Below are 14,832 nucleotides of genomic sequence, written 5' to 3'. Positions count from 1 at the left end.
TATCTGGTTAAAGCAAATAATTAAAACAGGAAAGCGAATCAGCCATTCTAATCTTGATTGAGATTAGATTTTTTCAAAGAAAAATGGCTTACGTTTTTCCTTATCCCCATTAAGCTCATTCATCGTCTCAGCATTAAAAAGCTTACCGTTGACCATGGTATAAGTGACTTTATCTGTAACGCGAATATCGGTTAATGGATCACCATCAATAACGATTAAGTCTGCGAGCTTACCTGCTTTAATCGAACCTAGCTGTTGTTCCATACCAAAGGTTGTCGCAGGATTAATGGTGGCCGTTTTCAATACCTCCATATTGCTCATGCCGCCTTGGGCGAACATCCACATTTCCCAATGTGCCGCTAAACCTTCACGCTGACCGTGGGCGCCAATATTTGGGTGAACCCCTAACTTATTGAGCTCGTTAGCGACTTTTGCAACATTGAAATGATTATAGTGGCCATCTGGAGCATGCGGGCGTCGCATGGATCTCGCCTGCAAGATATCGGCGGGGACATACATAGACAGACGTGGATGCGCCCACACATCGGTTTTATCGTACCAGTAGTTTTCGCCTGAAATACCGCCATAGGCGACCACTAAGGTTGGAGTGTAACCGACTTTAGTTTGGCTCCAGAATTGTTTGATATCGTTATAAATCGCTGCCACTGGCAGTGAGTGCTCAACCGTTGTATGGCCATCGGCGACCATAGTGAGATTGTGTTGCAGCAAACTGCCACCCTCAGGCACGACCATCATTTCGAGTTCACGAGCGGCTGCGATGACTTGCTGCCTCTGATTTCGGCGTGGTTGGTTATAGCTTTTTACGCTAAACGCCCCGACTTTTTTCAGACGTTCAAGATGGAATTTAGCGTCATCGAGGGAGTCTATGTGTGATGTGTAGCCCGGCGCATTGGCACCATACAATATGGTACCAGTAGAGAAAATACGTGGGCCAACTATGTGTCCTGCTTTTTGTTGTTCGGAAGCGGCAAAAATCTCTGTCGTGTCATTCGAGGGATCGTGAATAGTGGTGATACCCAAAGATAAACCGGAATACAGCGCCCAGTTCTGTTGTGGCACAATTTCATCATCTGCTTGCGGTCCATGGGCGTGGGCATCGAATAGTCCTGGCATAATGGATTTGCCTTTGATGTCGATGATCTGCGCATCCTTAGGAATCGCAACATTGGCATCGCCTACGGCGACAATATGATTGTCTTTGACTATGACCACACCATTATCAATCACCTGGTTATTTTCCATCGTAATCACTTTGCCACCGACGAAGGCGATTGTTCCACGTGGAACATCGGCCTTTTCGGTAAAGCCCAAATTGATAATACTTGGCTGAGTCATTTCATCTTTATTGAGATATCGAGTATCAACCTTGGCTTGATAAAGTTCGGGGCCAAGAGTCCAATAGAGTTGGTCGCTTTTACTGTTCCAACTGATACTTTCGCCCGCACGGGCACTCAATTGGCTTACAGGTAGATTGCTGGCATTGGGGCCAATCTCAACTGTCTCGCCGTGTTTAGCAAAAGGTGTTACCCAAACTTTAAAGCGTTCAGCAAAGGCGAGTTGCTCACCATCGGGTGAAACCCTAAATTCAGTTGCATGTTTGCTGCTGTAATGAACCCGCTTATCGAAGCCGTCTAAGTTGATCGATGATAATTGCGGCGTTTCATCTTCGCTGCTATTCATAAAAAAGATGCGATCGGCATTGGCACCGAATTGAGCTTGATAGCCATCGGTACTGATCTTGCTATTTTGTTTACCTTTAATATCGACTTTATATAGCCCGGGCTCCTGCGACCAAGTTCTTGGTGTGAGGTTACCGCCTTGAGTTTTACGATACACTACGAGTTCACCATTGGGTGAAAAGGTGGGTTCGACATACTTTCCTGGTTCAGATGTTAGCTGCTTAGGTTTGCCACCTTTGGCGCTAATCACTTGTACTGTGCCTTGGTCTTGGTCATTCCAAGTGGTGAAAACAATATTTTTACCATCGCGCGACCATTGGGGATAAAGTTCTGCAATATTTTTGTCTAGATCAGTTAAGCGCGACATTCTGCCATCGGGTAAGGATTTTAACCAAATTTTCCCCAGTGCTTCGAAGGCGACTTTGCTACCATCCGGTGAGACTTGCGCCATACGTAGCATTTTTACATCGAAAACGTCTTTATCGATATCTGGCTTAAAGCGCACCGAGGGTTGTATGGCTAACTCAGTTTTTACACTAAAGGGGATATCTGTGAGTGTTTTATTGGCAACATTCAGACGATTAATTTTTCCCTTAGCCCAGAAGAAAATATCCTTGTTATCTTGTGTCCATGCCATTGTTGGATAGACGCCATGAATGGCCCAAGTCTCTTGCATATCACGGTCAAGTTCGCCAAACAGTTTAGTCGTCTCTCCCGACTTAAGGTCGAGTAGGTAGAGTGATGAATTAAAATTATCGCGCTTTATATAGGCGAGCTTAGTGCCATCAGGACTTGGTGTTGGTCGAATTGCGCCACCGGTACCTTCAATCAAAATTTCAATGTCACCGGTTTGGGTATCATAACGTTTGATTTTGTAGATACCGTTAACTGAGTCCTTTGAATAGTGGAATGTTTTGCCTGGCGTATCATCTTGGCTAAAGTAGATATAACGGCCATCGGGCGAGTACGCGGGTTCGCCTAAATCTTTCTGATCATTTGGGCGTTCAGTTAGTTTGACGCCTTCGCCGCCCGCTACGTGGTATAGCCACACTTCACCCGCACCTAAACTGCGGCTGGCGGTAAAATGCTTACGTGCAACAAGATACTGAGAGTCAGGGCTCCAAGCGGGACTGTTTAGCAACCTGAATGTTTCTTGGGTGACAGTTCGTGGATTGCTACCATCGGCATCCATGATCCAAATGTTATCACCACCATCGCCATCCGAGGTAAATGCGATGTGTTTGCCATCTGGGCTATAGACGGGCTGCATCTGCCAAGCAATGCCTTGGGCTAATGGCTTAGCTTCACCGCCGGTTACTGGGATTTGGTAAATGTCGCCGAGCAAGTCGAAGACAATATGCTTGCCATCTGGACTGACACTAAGGTTCATCCAAGTGCCTTCATTAACATCAATTTTGACTTGCTCTAAGGGAGCATTTGCTGGAGCGTTAACATTCCATTCGGCCTCCTTCGTTTCTGCTGCGTTAACGGCGAGGGTATTCATACCTAGAGCGAGGGCGATATAAAGCGGGGTAAGTTTAGATTTCAACATGTCACTTCCTGTTATCGTTCTTATGGACTGCTTGAGTGGTATTAATTTTAAGATGAACTTTTGTTAATACTCAGTCTAGTTATCGCATAAATAGATAAGAAGGAAAACGTAAATACTGTTTCAATTGATGACCGAGTGAAGGATAAGTCATGGCGATATGGATAAGAGAGCTGGCATAGCAGAAGTAGAACCAAGTCACTTGGTTCTATTTACTGAGGAGTATGGAGAATTAACTAAGAGAGCCGACTAGCTGGGAATAAAATTAGCTTGGATTAACCAGAGTGATCTCATCGCCTAAATGGATCATGGCATCATTCAATACTCGGCAGGTTACACCGCCTCGCCAATCTGGCGTGAGCGCGGCTTCTAAACCGACATGTGCTATTTCCATTTTTTTACAGGGGTCGGTCTCACCCGTGATTTCAAGTCGCAACTCGCCGATCTGTAAATGTTTACCAACATCGGCACTGCTAAATACGAGATCATCAACCAGCAGATTTGCTCTGCGAGTCGTCCAAGGTAAATCTGCCTCGATACTATGGCAGGCCTGTTGCCACTGAAGTTTAGAAAGCACAGTGACTTGGCGTTTGCCTGGACGACCAAACACATCTTTCTCTACGCCACTGAGTTGGGTGACATTGGCACAGAGAACTTCATTCATTGGGCCGCGCTTTACAGTTTTATAGGCAATCGCCAGCAGTTTTGGCATAGTTTCTCACATCCTTTGTTCATGATTAAGTCGTTAACGAATACGACTTAAAGTCCTTTTTTGATCAAATATTGATATGGCGTTTGTGTGGTTTCACTGGCAATTAAGGTGTGATCCATAAACTCACAAAAGCTCGGAATATCGCGCGTCGTTGCAGGGTCATCGGCAATGATCAGCAGTGTCTCGCCGGTAGCCATTTGTCTTACGGTTTTACGCACCATCATTACAGGCTCTGGGCAGCGTAAACCAAGAGCATCGAGTCTATGCTGCGCGGTTGAGAAAGCGTCGTTCATATTACCTCTACTGAACGGTTAAGCAGAATTAGCTAATGTTACTCTAGCCCCCATGATAAACCAAGTTGGCGGTTTCAATTTGTGATCTGGTTTCATTGAGATGTTCTATCAATACGAATGTTAGATATTTAATGTTCCACGTGGAACATGATGACGAATGGGTTTAAAAATTACTCGACGGCTTTATTAACGCTTTGAGATTGAGAGATTGAATGGACATCAGCGGTACTATTCTCAGGTACTAAATCATTTGCTGCCGCCATAGTTTGTTGCTGCTGTTTGGACGCACGTTTGTAGCTATACATTCGCTGATCGGCTTTATGAATTAAGCTATTGGCTTCTTCGTATTCGTAGGGCCCTGTATCAATAATGCCAAAGCTTAAGGAAATATTGTTTAAACTGAGTTTTATTTTTTGATTGAATCGAGTGATGAAATTATCCCGAGCTTGTTCTTCACGGCAGTTAGGCATGATGATACAGAACTCATCTCCACCATATCGAAAGCAATGATCCTCGGCCCGAGTGATTTCTTTAATCGCTTTTGCTACAGCGCGCAGTACTTCATCCCCAGATCTATGGCCTTGGGTGTCGTTGAATGACTTAAAATCATCTACGTCTAAGTAGATCACGCTGACGGGTTCGGCACGCCTTTGGGCAGCCCTGAGTATGCGCGTTGCCGTTTCTTGTAAATGCCTAACGTTGAGCATGCCTGTTAAGGGATCGGTTTGCGACAGTTCTTCTAACTGCTGTGTCCGCTCTTTGACTTTGCTTTCCATGCTTTGGGCATATTTTTCGGCTTTATCCTTAGCGTTCTCAATTTCGGATACTAAGCTGCGAATATAAGTATCGAATACTAACGTGACATCAAACAGCACCAGTTTATCAATTGCGGCTCGAATACGTTCGCCATGATGTACATCTTCTACTGAGCTGTTGATCACTGCATAGATCAACTCCTTGAGTGTGTGCACCGCAGACAGGTAAAGTTTGGGTTCAACACCAATACGTTTATGCACTAAACCAATCCGCAGGCGATTGTTTACGTATTCAAGGTCATAAACACCATTAAATAAATCGAGTACATATCTTCTCTGTGCGGTACGCAAGCGGGCAAGGGTGTCTGAGTCTCCGATCAGTAGCGCAATTTCTGACACGCTGGTTTGTAACCCGTAAAAGTCATCGACGATTTTATCTATGTTTTCTTCAATGATGGGTTTAAAGGATTGCAGGGCCTTTACGTCCGCCGCAGTAAAAGAGAAGAGCGCCTTACGAGACTCGATCTCCAGCTCAGTGATCCGCATTTGTTCGAAAAGGGTCTGTTCCGTTTGTAGCATCAGGCATTCCTCTGGTAAAACAACGAATTGCATCCTTGCACTACACTGCCTAGATTTGGCTGATGATTACTTGTCTGTGGTTGACACAATAGCCAGTGATGCCCTTGTAGTTAAGTTGATAACGGACTGATTTTCAAATGAACAGCAGAAGAAATGAGAAATATTAATATTTACGCTGGCAGAATATTTGGCATAAAAAAGCCGGAACGAGTTCCGGCTTTGAAATTATTCGAGTAATGAATTAAACGCGTTCGAACACGGTTGCGATACCTTGGCCTAAACCAATACACATGGTCGCTAAACCTAAGGTCGCGTCTTTGTCTTCCATCAAGTTGATCAGCGTCGTAGAGATACGAGCGCCTGAACAACCCAGTGGGTGACCGAGTGCAATCGCGCCGCCGTTGAGGTTGATTTTGTCATCAACCACATCCGCTAAACCTAAGTCTTTCACGCAAGGTAAAGACTGAGCAGCGAATGCTTCGTTAAGTTCAATCACATCTAAATCGGCAACGGTAATACCGGCGCGAGCCAGTGCTTTTTGCGTGGCTGGCACAGGACCGTAACCCATAATCGCCGCGTCACAACCTGCAACCGCCATGGAGCGAATGCGTGCTCGAATTGGCAAGCCAAGTGCGCGCGCTTTAGATTCTTCCATGATTAACATGGCCGAAGCGCCGTCAGACAGGGCTGAAGACGTACCCGCAGTCACTGTACCGTTGACTGGATCAAATACGGGGCGCAGTGCAGCCAAAGATTCCATGGTGGTTTCTGGGCGGATCACTTCGTCTTGCAGGACCTTGATTAGCGCGCCGTTAGCATCGTGACCTTCAATGCCATAAATTTCTTTGGCAAAGCGGCCTTCAACTGTTGCTGCATAGGCACGTTGGTGTGAACGTACCGCAAAAGCATCTTGCTGCTCACGGGTAATGCCGTGCAGTTTACCCAGCATTTCAGCCGTTAAACCCATCATGCCAGAGGCTTTTGCCACGTTGTTAGCAAGACCTGGGTGGAAGTCGACACCATGGCTCATCGGCACATGGCCCATGTGCTCTACGCCACCAATAATAAAGGTGTCGCCCATGCCAGTCATAATCGCACGCGCAGCTTGATGGATTGCATCCATTGATGAACCACATAGGCGGTTAACTGTCACAGCGCCAGCGGTCTTTGGAATGCCCGCTAATAGCGAAGCGTTACGGGCGATGTTGAAGCCTTGCTCTAGGGTTTGTTGCACACAACCCCAAATCACGTCTTCAATTAGGTTTGGGTCGAGTTGTGGGTTACGCAGCAACAGACCTTTCATTAATTCGGCAGACAGAGTTTCTGCACGCACATTACGAAATACGCCAGCCTTTGAGCGGCCCATCGGAGTACGGATGCAGTCTACGATAACAGCTTGTTTCATGATTAAATTCCTTTCCCGCTAATTAGGCTTGGTAGTAGCTACCGTTATTGGCTGCTAATGTGCGCATCGCATCTGTGACTTGATACAGACCGCCCAAGTGAGCGTATTTGTCTGCTAAGGCCACAAAATTTGCGACACCCATGGTATCCAAGTAACGGAACACGCCGCCTCTGAATGGCGGGAAACCTAAGCCATAAACTAGGCCCATATCCGCTTCGGCAGGCGATGCGACAATACCTTCTTCTAAACAGCGCACGGTTTCGATGATCATAGGGATCATAGTACGGGCAATAATGTCATCGGCTTCAAAGGCTTTTAACTCGCCAAAGGCATCTTTCAATAGGCCGTAGCTCGTTGGATCGACATCTTTCCTCGGCTTGCCACGGCTATCGACTGAATAGACATAGAAACCTTTACCATTTTTCTGGCCAAGACGTTTGTTCTCAAACATCACATCAATCGCGTCAGTGCCTGATTTACCCATGCGATCAGGGAAACCTTCAGCCATAACAGCTTGGGCGTGATGACCTGTGTCTAAACCGACTACGTCGAGCAGGTAAGCTGGACCCATTGGCCAACCGAATTGTTTTTCCATCACTTTGTCTATTGCAGCAAAGTCGCCACCTTCGGCAAGTAAGCCGTTAAAGCCTGCAAAGTAAGGGAAGAGTACGCGGTTAACGAAGAAGCCTGGGCAATCATTAACAACGATTGGGGTCTTGCCCATTTTGCTGGCATAAGCCACAACAGAGGCGATGGTTTCTTCAGAGCTATGCTCGCCACGGATAACTTCGACCAAAGGCATTTTGTGCACTGGGTTGAAGAAATGCATACCGCAGAAACGCTCAGGTTTCTTCATGCTCTTAGCGAGCAAGTTGATTGAAATCGTTGAGGTGTTTGAGGCGATAATTGCATCTTCACTTACATAGCCTTCAACTTCGGCTAAAACCTGTGCTTTGATTTTTGGATGTTCAACAACAGCTTCAACGACAACATCACTGTGTTTAATCGCGGCATAATCTAATGAAGGCGTGATGTTGTTCAGTACTTTGGCCATTTTTTCTGGCGTTGAACGGCCACGGGCGACTTGGGCAGACAGCAGTTTAGCGGCTTCATTGAGACCCAAATCTAATGCTGGCTGGGCAATGTCTTTCATGACAATCGGTGTGCCTTTGCTGGCGCTTTGGTAAGCGATGCCGCCGCCCATAATGCCTGCGCCTAATACGGCCGCGTAGTTGACTTCTTTCGCTAACTTGCCGGCTTTCTTCGCTTTACCTTTAACAAATTGATCATTAAGGAAAATACCGATAAGTGCTTTAGCTACGTCAGTTTTAGCCAGCTTGATAAAGGCTTGATGTTCGATTTGTAATGCTTCAGCACGACCTTTAGTCGATGCTTGCTCAATCACGCTTACAGCAGCCATTGGTGCAGGGTAGTGTTTACCCGCAACCGCAAACACCATGCCTTTGGCTGTGGTGAATGACATCATAGCTTCAAGTTTTGGCAGTGTTAGCGCAGACAGTTTACGGTTACGACGTGCTTGCCAATTCAGCTTTTCAGCAACAGCATCTTTCAGCATTTGAATCGCAGCAGCTTCTAACGCTTGTGGTGCAACCACGGCATCAACAGCGCCGACTTTCAGTGCATCTTCAGCGCGTTGGTCTTTACCTGTGGTAATCCACTCAAGTGCGTTATCTGCACCAATCACACGTGGCAGACGAACTGTGCCGCCAAAACCTGGGATGATGCCGAGTTTAGTTTCAGGTAAACCGATTTTGGCTGTGGTGTCTGCGATACGGAAATCGGTTGCCAGAATGGTTTCACAGCCGCCACCTAAGGCAAAGCCTTTGATTGCTGATGCAGTTGGGAAAGGCAAATCTTCGAGTTTGTTGAAGACTGCGTTGGCTTGTTCAACCCAAGAGAGCAATACGGCGTCATCTTGTGCGAACAGGCCTAAAAATTCGGTAATGTCGGCGCCCACAATAAAGGTATCTTTACTTGAGGTCAGCACTAACGCTTTGATATTGGAATCTTGCTTGATGCTGTCTAATGCCGCATCGAGCGAGGCGAGGGTTTCTCTGTCGAATTTGTTCACCGAACCGGGTGCGTTAAAGCACAGCTTGGCAATATTATCCTCGAGTAACTCAACCTGAATAGTAGGACTTTGGTAGATCATTGCTTGCTTCCTTTTGGCTTAAAAGTGATACCCACCATTATGTGTTGGTGCTAGTACGACTCTCTATCTCACAGCAGCTTCGGCCATCATTTGACCAGTTGTGTGCCAGTGTGCTTCGAAATTCGATAAATTACAACACCCAATTTAAACGACTGTTTAATTTCTTGTCGGCTAGAGTGATTTTTCACCTTTGTGATACACTGCACAGAGTGTAGAACACCTAGAATGCGTTAAATCACTTTGCGGATAAATAGGTCTTTGTGGCTGTTTACCTTAGACGTTTAAACGCTGCAGCCATGCTAGGGTTGAACATAACTCTTAAAGATAATCATGATGTTATCGCTTTAATGTTGTTTGTTCAGTGGCCATGTATTTTAGATTGAGTGACAGTTTAGCGTTTTGATTGAATCTGTTGTTCATGATCAGATTAAGATTATGTGAGCAAATTCGGCTCATATTATTAACTTTTATTCATTGCAGGAGATGACAAATGGATCAGTTGGCTCATCACTATCGTGCCCATATTGCCGAGTTAAACCGTCGAGTCGCAGAGATTTTGTCTCGAGAAGCCTTGTCTGGTTTAGTGATCCATTCGGGTCAGCCGCATCGGATGTTTTTGGATGATATCAATTATCCCTTTAAGGCAAACCCGCACTTCAAGGCATGGTTGCCTGTGTTGGATAATCCGAATTGCTGGTTGGTGGTTAACGGCCGTGATAAGCCGCAGCTGATTTTTTATCGTCCTGTGGATTTTTGGCACAAAGTGTCTGATGTGCCTGATATGTTTTGGACTGAGTATTTCGATATTAAGCTGCTGACCAAGGCTGATAAGGTCGCTGAGTTTTTACCGACAGATATCGCTAATTGGGCCTATTTAGGTGAGCATTTAGATGTGGCCGAAGTGTTGGGTTTTACCAGTCGTAATCCCGATGCTGTGATGAGTTATCTGCATTACCACAGAACCACTAAAACCGAATATGAGCTAGAATGCATGCGCCGCGCGAATCAAATTGCGGTGCAGGGACATTTGGCTGCTAAAAATGCCTTTTATAATGGTGCGAGCGAGTTCGAAATCCAGCAGCACTATTTATCTGCAGTTGGCCAGAGCGAGAATGAGGTGCCCTATGGCAATATCATCGCCCTTAACCAAAATGCGGCGATTTTGCATTACACCGCACTTGAACACCAAAGCCCTGCGAAACGTTTGTCATTTCTTATCGATGCCGGCGCGAGTTACTTTGGCTATGCCTCTGATATCACCAGAACCTACGCATTTGAGAAGAATCGTTTCGATGAATTGATCACTGCGATGAACAAGGCGCAGCTAGAGCTTATCGACATGATGCGTCCGGGCGTGCGTTATCCCGATTTACACTTGGCCACCCATGCTAAAGTCGCGCAAATGCTATTGGATTTTAATTTAGCCACAGGTGATGCCCAAGGTTTGGTCGATCAAGGCATAACCAGTGCTTTCTTTCCCCATGGCTTAGGTCACATGTTAGGCCTACAAGTACATGATGTTGGCGGCTTCTCCCACGATGAACGCGGTACTCATATCGCGGCGCCAGAAGCCCATCCATTCCTACGTTGCACCCGCATTTTAGCGCCAAACCAAGTGCTGACCATGGAACCTGGGTTATACATCATCGATACTCTGCTCAATGAGCTTAAACAAGATAGTCGTGGCCAACAGATCAACTGGCAAACGGTTGATGAGTTAAGACCTTTTGGTGGTATTCGCATCGAAGATAACGTCATAGTGCATCAAGATAGAAACGAGAACATGACCCGTGAACTCGGTTTGACCGATTGATCATAGGGTAAAGATTAGGGCGGATGTGTGCTCGAAAGTTATAGCGTTCCCTGTGAAGATATCGTGGTCGAAGAAGAGATAAAGCATAGCCGCTTTATCTCTTTTCTCTTTCATTGCGATAGCTTTGAAAAATTTAAGTTAGTACTCACTGACATAAAGCGTGACTATCCCGGCGCCAGCCATTATTGCTCTGCTTTTGTGGCTGGCGCACCGGATGATAGCGTCTTGATTGGTTCGAGTGATGATGGTGAGCCAGCAGGCAGTGCTGGTCGCCCTATGTTAGCTGTGTTGCAAGGGGCAAATATTGGCGAAGTGGGCGCTGTTGTGGTGCGTTTTTATGGCGGAACTAAGCTAGGCGTAGGTGGACTGGTTCGGGCTTATACGTCGGGCTTAAGGCAAGGTTTGGTTCAATTGCCAACGCGACTAAAACAGTTACGTTATCCTGCCAAGTTGCATTGTGATTATGCGCAGCTGCGCGATGTGGAACATCTATTACAGCAAGTCGATGCCGTGATTATCGATAAGCAATTTGCTGAAGCGGTCGATATTGTGTTCGAGATAGGGAGGCAGCAACAGGCATTACTGTGTGAGTCGCTGGCGACGCTCAGTCAGGGAAGTTTGAGACCTGAGTTTGAGCTGTGATGCCTGCGTAAATTATGCCAAAATAGCCCAAATGCTGAAAATACCTTTGCAGCCAATGGAATGATTGAACTCGCTTAATGCAATATAAAACCATAATACGAATCATAGGCCTGCTGATTGGTTTATTTTCAATCACTATGCTGCCACCAGCACTGATCGCAGTTTGGTATAACGATGGCGGCGGCACGGCGTTTATGCAGGCATTTTTTGTCAGCCTATTTATTGGTTTCTGGCTCTGGTATCCCAATCGCCACTGTAAAGAAGAATTGCGTACCCGAGAGGGTTTCTTGATTGTGGTCCTGTTCTGGACCGTACTGGGTTCTATCGGTGCTTTACCGTTTATCTTCTCGAGTCAACCCGACCTCAGTTGGACCGATAGTTTCTTCGAATCTTTCTCTGCGTTAACCACCACCGGAGCCACAGTGATTGTCGGGCTCGACTTCTTACCTAAAGCCATTCTGTTTTATCGTCATATGCTGCAATGGCTCGGCGGTATGGGGATTATTGTGCTCGCCGTGGCGATTTTACCTGTGCTTGGCGTAGGGGGAATGCAGCTATATCGCGCTGAAATTCCGGGCCCAGTGAAAGACAGTAAGATGACCCCGCGGATCGCCGAAACCGCTAAGGCACTGTGGTATATCTATTTACTGTTAACTATTTCCTGTGCAACCGCCTATTGGCTGGCGGGCATGAGTGTGTTCGATGCGGTTTGTCATTCATTTTCTACTATCGCTATTGGCGGTTTTTCGACCCACGATGCTAGCATGGGGTATTTCGATAGTTCAGTGATTAACCTTATTTGTGTATTCTTTTTAATCGTTTCTGCGGTTAACTTTAGCGTGCATTTTGCGGCATTTTCGCGGCGAGGAATTAACGTTAGAGTGTATTTTAAAGATGCCGAATTTAAGATGCTGGTGGCGATTCAACTCATTCTTACCGCGATTTGTTTCCTCACGCTTTATCATTCGGGCATTTATGATTCGCCGGAAGAAACCTTAGATCATGCCTTATTTCAGGCTGTTTCCGTGGCCACTACCGCAGGGTTTGGTACTGAAAGCTTCCACATGTGGCCGCTGTTTTTACCTATTCTATTGATATTTTCGAGCTTTATCGGTGGCTGTGGTGGCTCTACGGCGGGTGGGATTAAGGTGATTCGGGTTATTTTGCTGCTGTTACAGGGCTCGCGTGAATTAAAGCGACTGGTTCATCCTAAGGCGATGTTCTCCATCCGTATCGGTTCTAAAGCCTTGCCCGATCGCGTTGTCGATGCCGTGTGGGGATTCTTCTCTGCCTATGCGCTGGTGTTTGTGATCTGTATGCTTGCACTCATGGCTATGGGATTAGATGATATTACCGCCTTTAGTGCTACCGCGGCTTGCTTAAACAATCTAGGCCCAGGCTTAGGTGCGGTAGCCAGTAACTACGCCAGTATTGGCGATGGCGCCAAATGGGTATTGGTCGTGGCTATGCTGTTTGGTCGCCTCGAAGTATTTACCTTACTGATTTTGTTTACGCCAACTTTTTGGAAGAATTAATCATGCAGACGTTAATAATCTATTCGACGATTGATGGCCAAACATTGGCAATTTGCCAAAAAATGAAGACGATTGCAGAGCAGGCGGGAGAACAGGTTGCTCTGGTCACATTAGAGCAGGCTGAAGCGTTGAGCTTAGCTGATTTTGATAAAGTGCTGATTGGCGCCAGTATTCGTTATGGTAAGCATAGACCTGAACTTTACCAGTTTGTGAACCGCCACCATGCGGTGCTCGATACTAAGATTAATGGCTTTTTTACCGTTAATGTCGTGGCGCGTAAACCCTTAAAGAATACGCCTGAAACCAATCCTTATATGCAAAAGTTTCTGCAGCTTTCACTATGGCAGCCACAGTTGCTTGAAGTGTTTGCGGGCAAGATTGATTATCCTAAATACGGTTTCTTCGATCGCACTATGATACGTTTCATTATGTGGATGACTAAAGGGCCAACCGATATCACAGGCACCTTTGAGTTTACCGATTGGGGAAAAGTCGACGCCTTCGGTAACCGCTTTAGCCAGCACTAAAAACCATTAAGCCCTAATCACTTGCAAGCGATTAGGGCTTAAATTTAAGCTAGCTTTACCGTGTTACACTGCGCAGTAGCGGCTATGCAGAATCGAAATCACTTGGGTGACTTGTTCGTTCTTGAGCTTGTAGTAAACAATTTGCGAGCTCTTACGGGTATCCACCAGATCTTCAGCGCGTAATACGGCTAAATGCTGGGATAGTGCCGACTGGCTTAATGGCACAGTGGCATTGAGTTCAGTTACGCTCAACTCTTTGTCTAGTAATAGGCATAAAATCATTAGGCGATAAGGGTTCGCTATGGCCTTAAGCCATTTAGCCGCACTTTCCGCATTAGTTACCATTGCAGCTACATCTATGTCATTTTGCATAAGGTCACTCACTTCATCGCTTTTAATTAGATAATTCTAATTGAACACCTGTGTTTACGCAATCATACTGCTCAGCCATGCAGATCTCAATTTTTGCATCTCAGAATATGAGATACGGCTGATTTGTGATCCTATCAGAGGTTTATTTAACGTAATTTTGCCACAATGGTGACATTAACTCAGTGGATCGGTAATTCCCTATGACACGCGTTCTCGTACTTTATTTTACCCGTGGTGGCCACACGGCCAAGATTGCCAATGCAATTGCCGACCAATTAACCTTTCGTGGCGCTAAGGTCGACCTTGTCGATATCAACAGTGCTGCCGCAACTTGTATCAATTGGCCCGATTACGAGGTCGTCGCCTTAGGTGCCTGCGTACTCTATGGCACCTATGATAAGAGTGTATTCAAGTTTATCGAGCAGAATGCAGAGGCTTTGGGTGCATTGCCAAACAGTTTCTTCTGCGTCAACGTGGTAGCGAGAAATCCAGAAAAACGTATTCCTGAGAATAATAAATATCTGCAAAAGTTCATCGCCTTATCGCCGTGGACGCCAGCCGATCTTAAAATTATTGCGGGGAAAGTGGATTATCCTTCATGGCCTTGGTACGACAGGTGGATGATCCAGTTGATTATGAAGATGACCAAAGGTCCAACCGATCCTAAGTCGGTTATTGATTACACCGACTGGGCAGATGTGAAGGTCTATGCCGATCATCTGTTGGAATTGGCCGAAGTTACCGCTATTTAGGACGAGTCAGGCTTAATAAAAAAGG

Annotated in this window: 12 protein-coding genes; 5 read left to right on the top strand and 7 right to left on the bottom strand. The window is 46.1% G+C overall.

The genetic code is table 11. The features are described from left to right. Positions 1 to 63: 63 nt before the first annotated feature. From Q4Q46_RS18295 to fadB, 6 genes are all read right to left on the bottom strand, one after another. A complete protein-coding gene (locus Q4Q46_RS18295; RefSeq protein WP_311906698.1) occupies positions 64 to 3,252 on the bottom strand; it encodes an amidohydrolase family protein in 3,189 nt (1,062 codons plus the stop codon). Positions 3,253 to 3,514: 262 nt separating this feature from the next. Further along, positions 3,515 to 3,961 carry an MOSC domain-containing protein gene (locus Q4Q46_RS18290; RefSeq protein WP_268650039.1) on the bottom strand — a complete coding sequence of 149 codons (447 nt, stop codon included), beginning with the start codon at positions 3,959 to 3,961 and terminating at the stop codon, positions 3,515 to 3,517. A gap of 47 nt (positions 3,962 to 4,008) precedes the next feature. Further along, complete coding sequence (gene tusA / locus Q4Q46_RS18285; RefSeq protein ID WP_259512326.1) at positions 4,009 to 4,254, bottom strand: sulfurtransferase TusA; 246 nt, start codon at positions 4,252 to 4,254, stop codon at positions 4,009 to 4,011. A 170-nt stretch (positions 4,255 to 4,424) separates the two neighbouring features. Further along, a complete protein-coding gene (locus Q4Q46_RS18280) occupies positions 4,425 to 5,588 on the bottom strand; it encodes a diguanylate cyclase domain-containing protein (protein WP_311906697.1) in 1,164 nt (387 codons plus the stop codon). Positions 5,589 to 5,829: 241 nt separating this feature from the next. Then, positions 5,830 to 6,993 (bottom strand): acetyl-CoA C-acyltransferase FadA, encoded by a 1,164-nt coding sequence (fadA, locus tag Q4Q46_RS18275; protein ID WP_006083808.1) that lies wholly within the window; start codon positions 6,991 to 6,993, stop codon positions 5,830 to 5,832. A 22-nt stretch (positions 6,994 to 7,015) separates the two neighbouring features. Next, positions 7,016 to 9,166 (bottom strand): fatty acid oxidation complex subunit alpha FadB, encoded by a 2,151-nt coding sequence (gene fadB, locus Q4Q46_RS18270; RefSeq protein ID WP_311906696.1) that lies wholly within the window; start codon positions 9,164 to 9,166, stop codon positions 7,016 to 7,018. A gap of 490 nt (positions 9,167 to 9,656) precedes the next feature. Between fadB and pepQ the strand changes: the two genes are divergently transcribed. The 4 genes from pepQ to hemG (Q4Q46_RS18250) all read left to right on the top strand — a co-directional run bounded on the left by pepQ (position 9,657) and on the right by hemG (Q4Q46_RS18250) (position 13,683). Further along, positions 9,657 to 10,979, top strand: a complete 1,323-nt coding sequence (pepQ, locus tag Q4Q46_RS18265; RefSeq protein ID WP_311906695.1) for a Xaa-Pro dipeptidase — start codon at positions 9,657 to 9,659, stop codon at positions 10,977 to 10,979. 27 nt (positions 10,980 to 11,006) lie between these two features. Next, complete coding sequence (locus Q4Q46_RS18260; RefSeq protein ID WP_311906693.1) at positions 11,007 to 11,621, top strand: YigZ family protein; 615 nt, start codon at positions 11,007 to 11,009, stop codon at positions 11,619 to 11,621. A 77-nt stretch (positions 11,622 to 11,698) separates the two neighbouring features. Then, positions 11,699 to 13,156, top strand: coding sequence for a TrkH family potassium uptake protein (locus tag Q4Q46_RS18255; RefSeq protein WP_107946146.1), 1,458 nt, complete (start codon positions 11,699 to 11,701; stop codon positions 13,154 to 13,156). Positions 13,157 to 13,158: 2 nt separating this feature from the next. Then, on the top strand, positions 13,159 to 13,683 hold the full coding sequence (gene hemG, locus Q4Q46_RS18250; protein ID WP_311906692.1) for a menaquinone-dependent protoporphyrinogen IX dehydrogenase: 525 nt from the start codon (positions 13,159 to 13,161) through the stop codon (positions 13,681 to 13,683). A 63-nt stretch (positions 13,684 to 13,746) separates the two neighbouring features. Here hemG (Q4Q46_RS18250) and Q4Q46_RS18245 read toward each other — a convergent pair whose 3' ends face one another. Then, complete coding sequence (locus Q4Q46_RS18245; RefSeq protein WP_006083802.1) at positions 13,747 to 14,055, bottom strand: ArsR/SmtB family transcription factor; 309 nt, start codon at positions 14,053 to 14,055, stop codon at positions 13,747 to 13,749. Positions 14,056 to 14,255: 200 nt separating this feature from the next. Between Q4Q46_RS18245 and hemG (Q4Q46_RS18240) the strand changes: the two genes are divergently transcribed. After that, complete coding sequence (gene hemG / locus Q4Q46_RS18240; protein WP_311906691.1) at positions 14,256 to 14,807, top strand: menaquinone-dependent protoporphyrinogen IX dehydrogenase; 552 nt, start codon at positions 14,256 to 14,258, stop codon at positions 14,805 to 14,807. Positions 14,808 to 14,832: the final 25 nt, after the last annotated feature.

The sequence above is a fragment of the Shewanella vaxholmensis genome, assembly GCF_031932135.1.
GTDB classification, from domain to species: domain Bacteria; phylum Pseudomonadota; class Gammaproteobacteria; order Enterobacterales; family Shewanellaceae; genus Shewanella; species Shewanella hafniensis.
This window is presented reverse-complemented; position numbering and strand designations above follow the sequence as displayed.

Coding starts and splice junctions, on each gene's coding strand:
- Q4Q46_RS18295 (WP_311906698.1), bottom strand. CDS start 3,252: ATGTTGAAATCTAAACTTACCCCGCTTTATATCGCCCTCGCTCTAGGT.
- Q4Q46_RS18290 (WP_268650039.1), bottom strand. CDS start 3,961: ATGCCAAAACTGCTGGCGATTGCCTATAAAACTGTAAAGCGCGGCCCA.
- tusA (WP_259512326.1), bottom strand. CDS start 4,254: ATGAACGACGCTTTCTCAACCGCGCAGCATAGACTCGATGCTCTTGGT.
- Q4Q46_RS18280 (WP_311906697.1), bottom strand. CDS start 5,588: ATGCTACAAACGGAACAGACCCTTTTCGAACAAATGCGGATCACTGAG.
- fadA (WP_006083808.1), bottom strand. CDS start 6,993: ATGAAACAAGCTGTTATCGTAGACTGCATCCGTACTCCGATGGGCCGC.
- fadB (WP_311906696.1), bottom strand. CDS start 9,166: ATGATCTACCAAAGTCCTACTATTCAGGTTGAGTTACTCGAGGATAAT.
- pepQ (WP_311906695.1), top strand. CDS start 9,657: ATGGATCAGTTGGCTCATCACTATCGTGCCCATATTGCCGAGTTAAAC.
- Q4Q46_RS18255 (WP_107946146.1), top strand. CDS start 11,699: ATGCAATATAAAACCATAATACGAATCATAGGCCTGCTGATTGGTTTA.
- hemG (WP_311906692.1), top strand. CDS start 13,159: ATGCAGACGTTAATAATCTATTCGACGATTGATGGCCAAACATTGGCA.
- Q4Q46_RS18245 (WP_006083802.1), bottom strand. CDS start 14,055: ATGCAAAATGACATAGATGTAGCTGCAATGGTAACTAATGCGGAAAGT.
- hemG (WP_311906691.1), top strand. CDS start 14,256: ATGACACGCGTTCTCGTACTTTATTTTACCCGTGGTGGCCACACGGCC.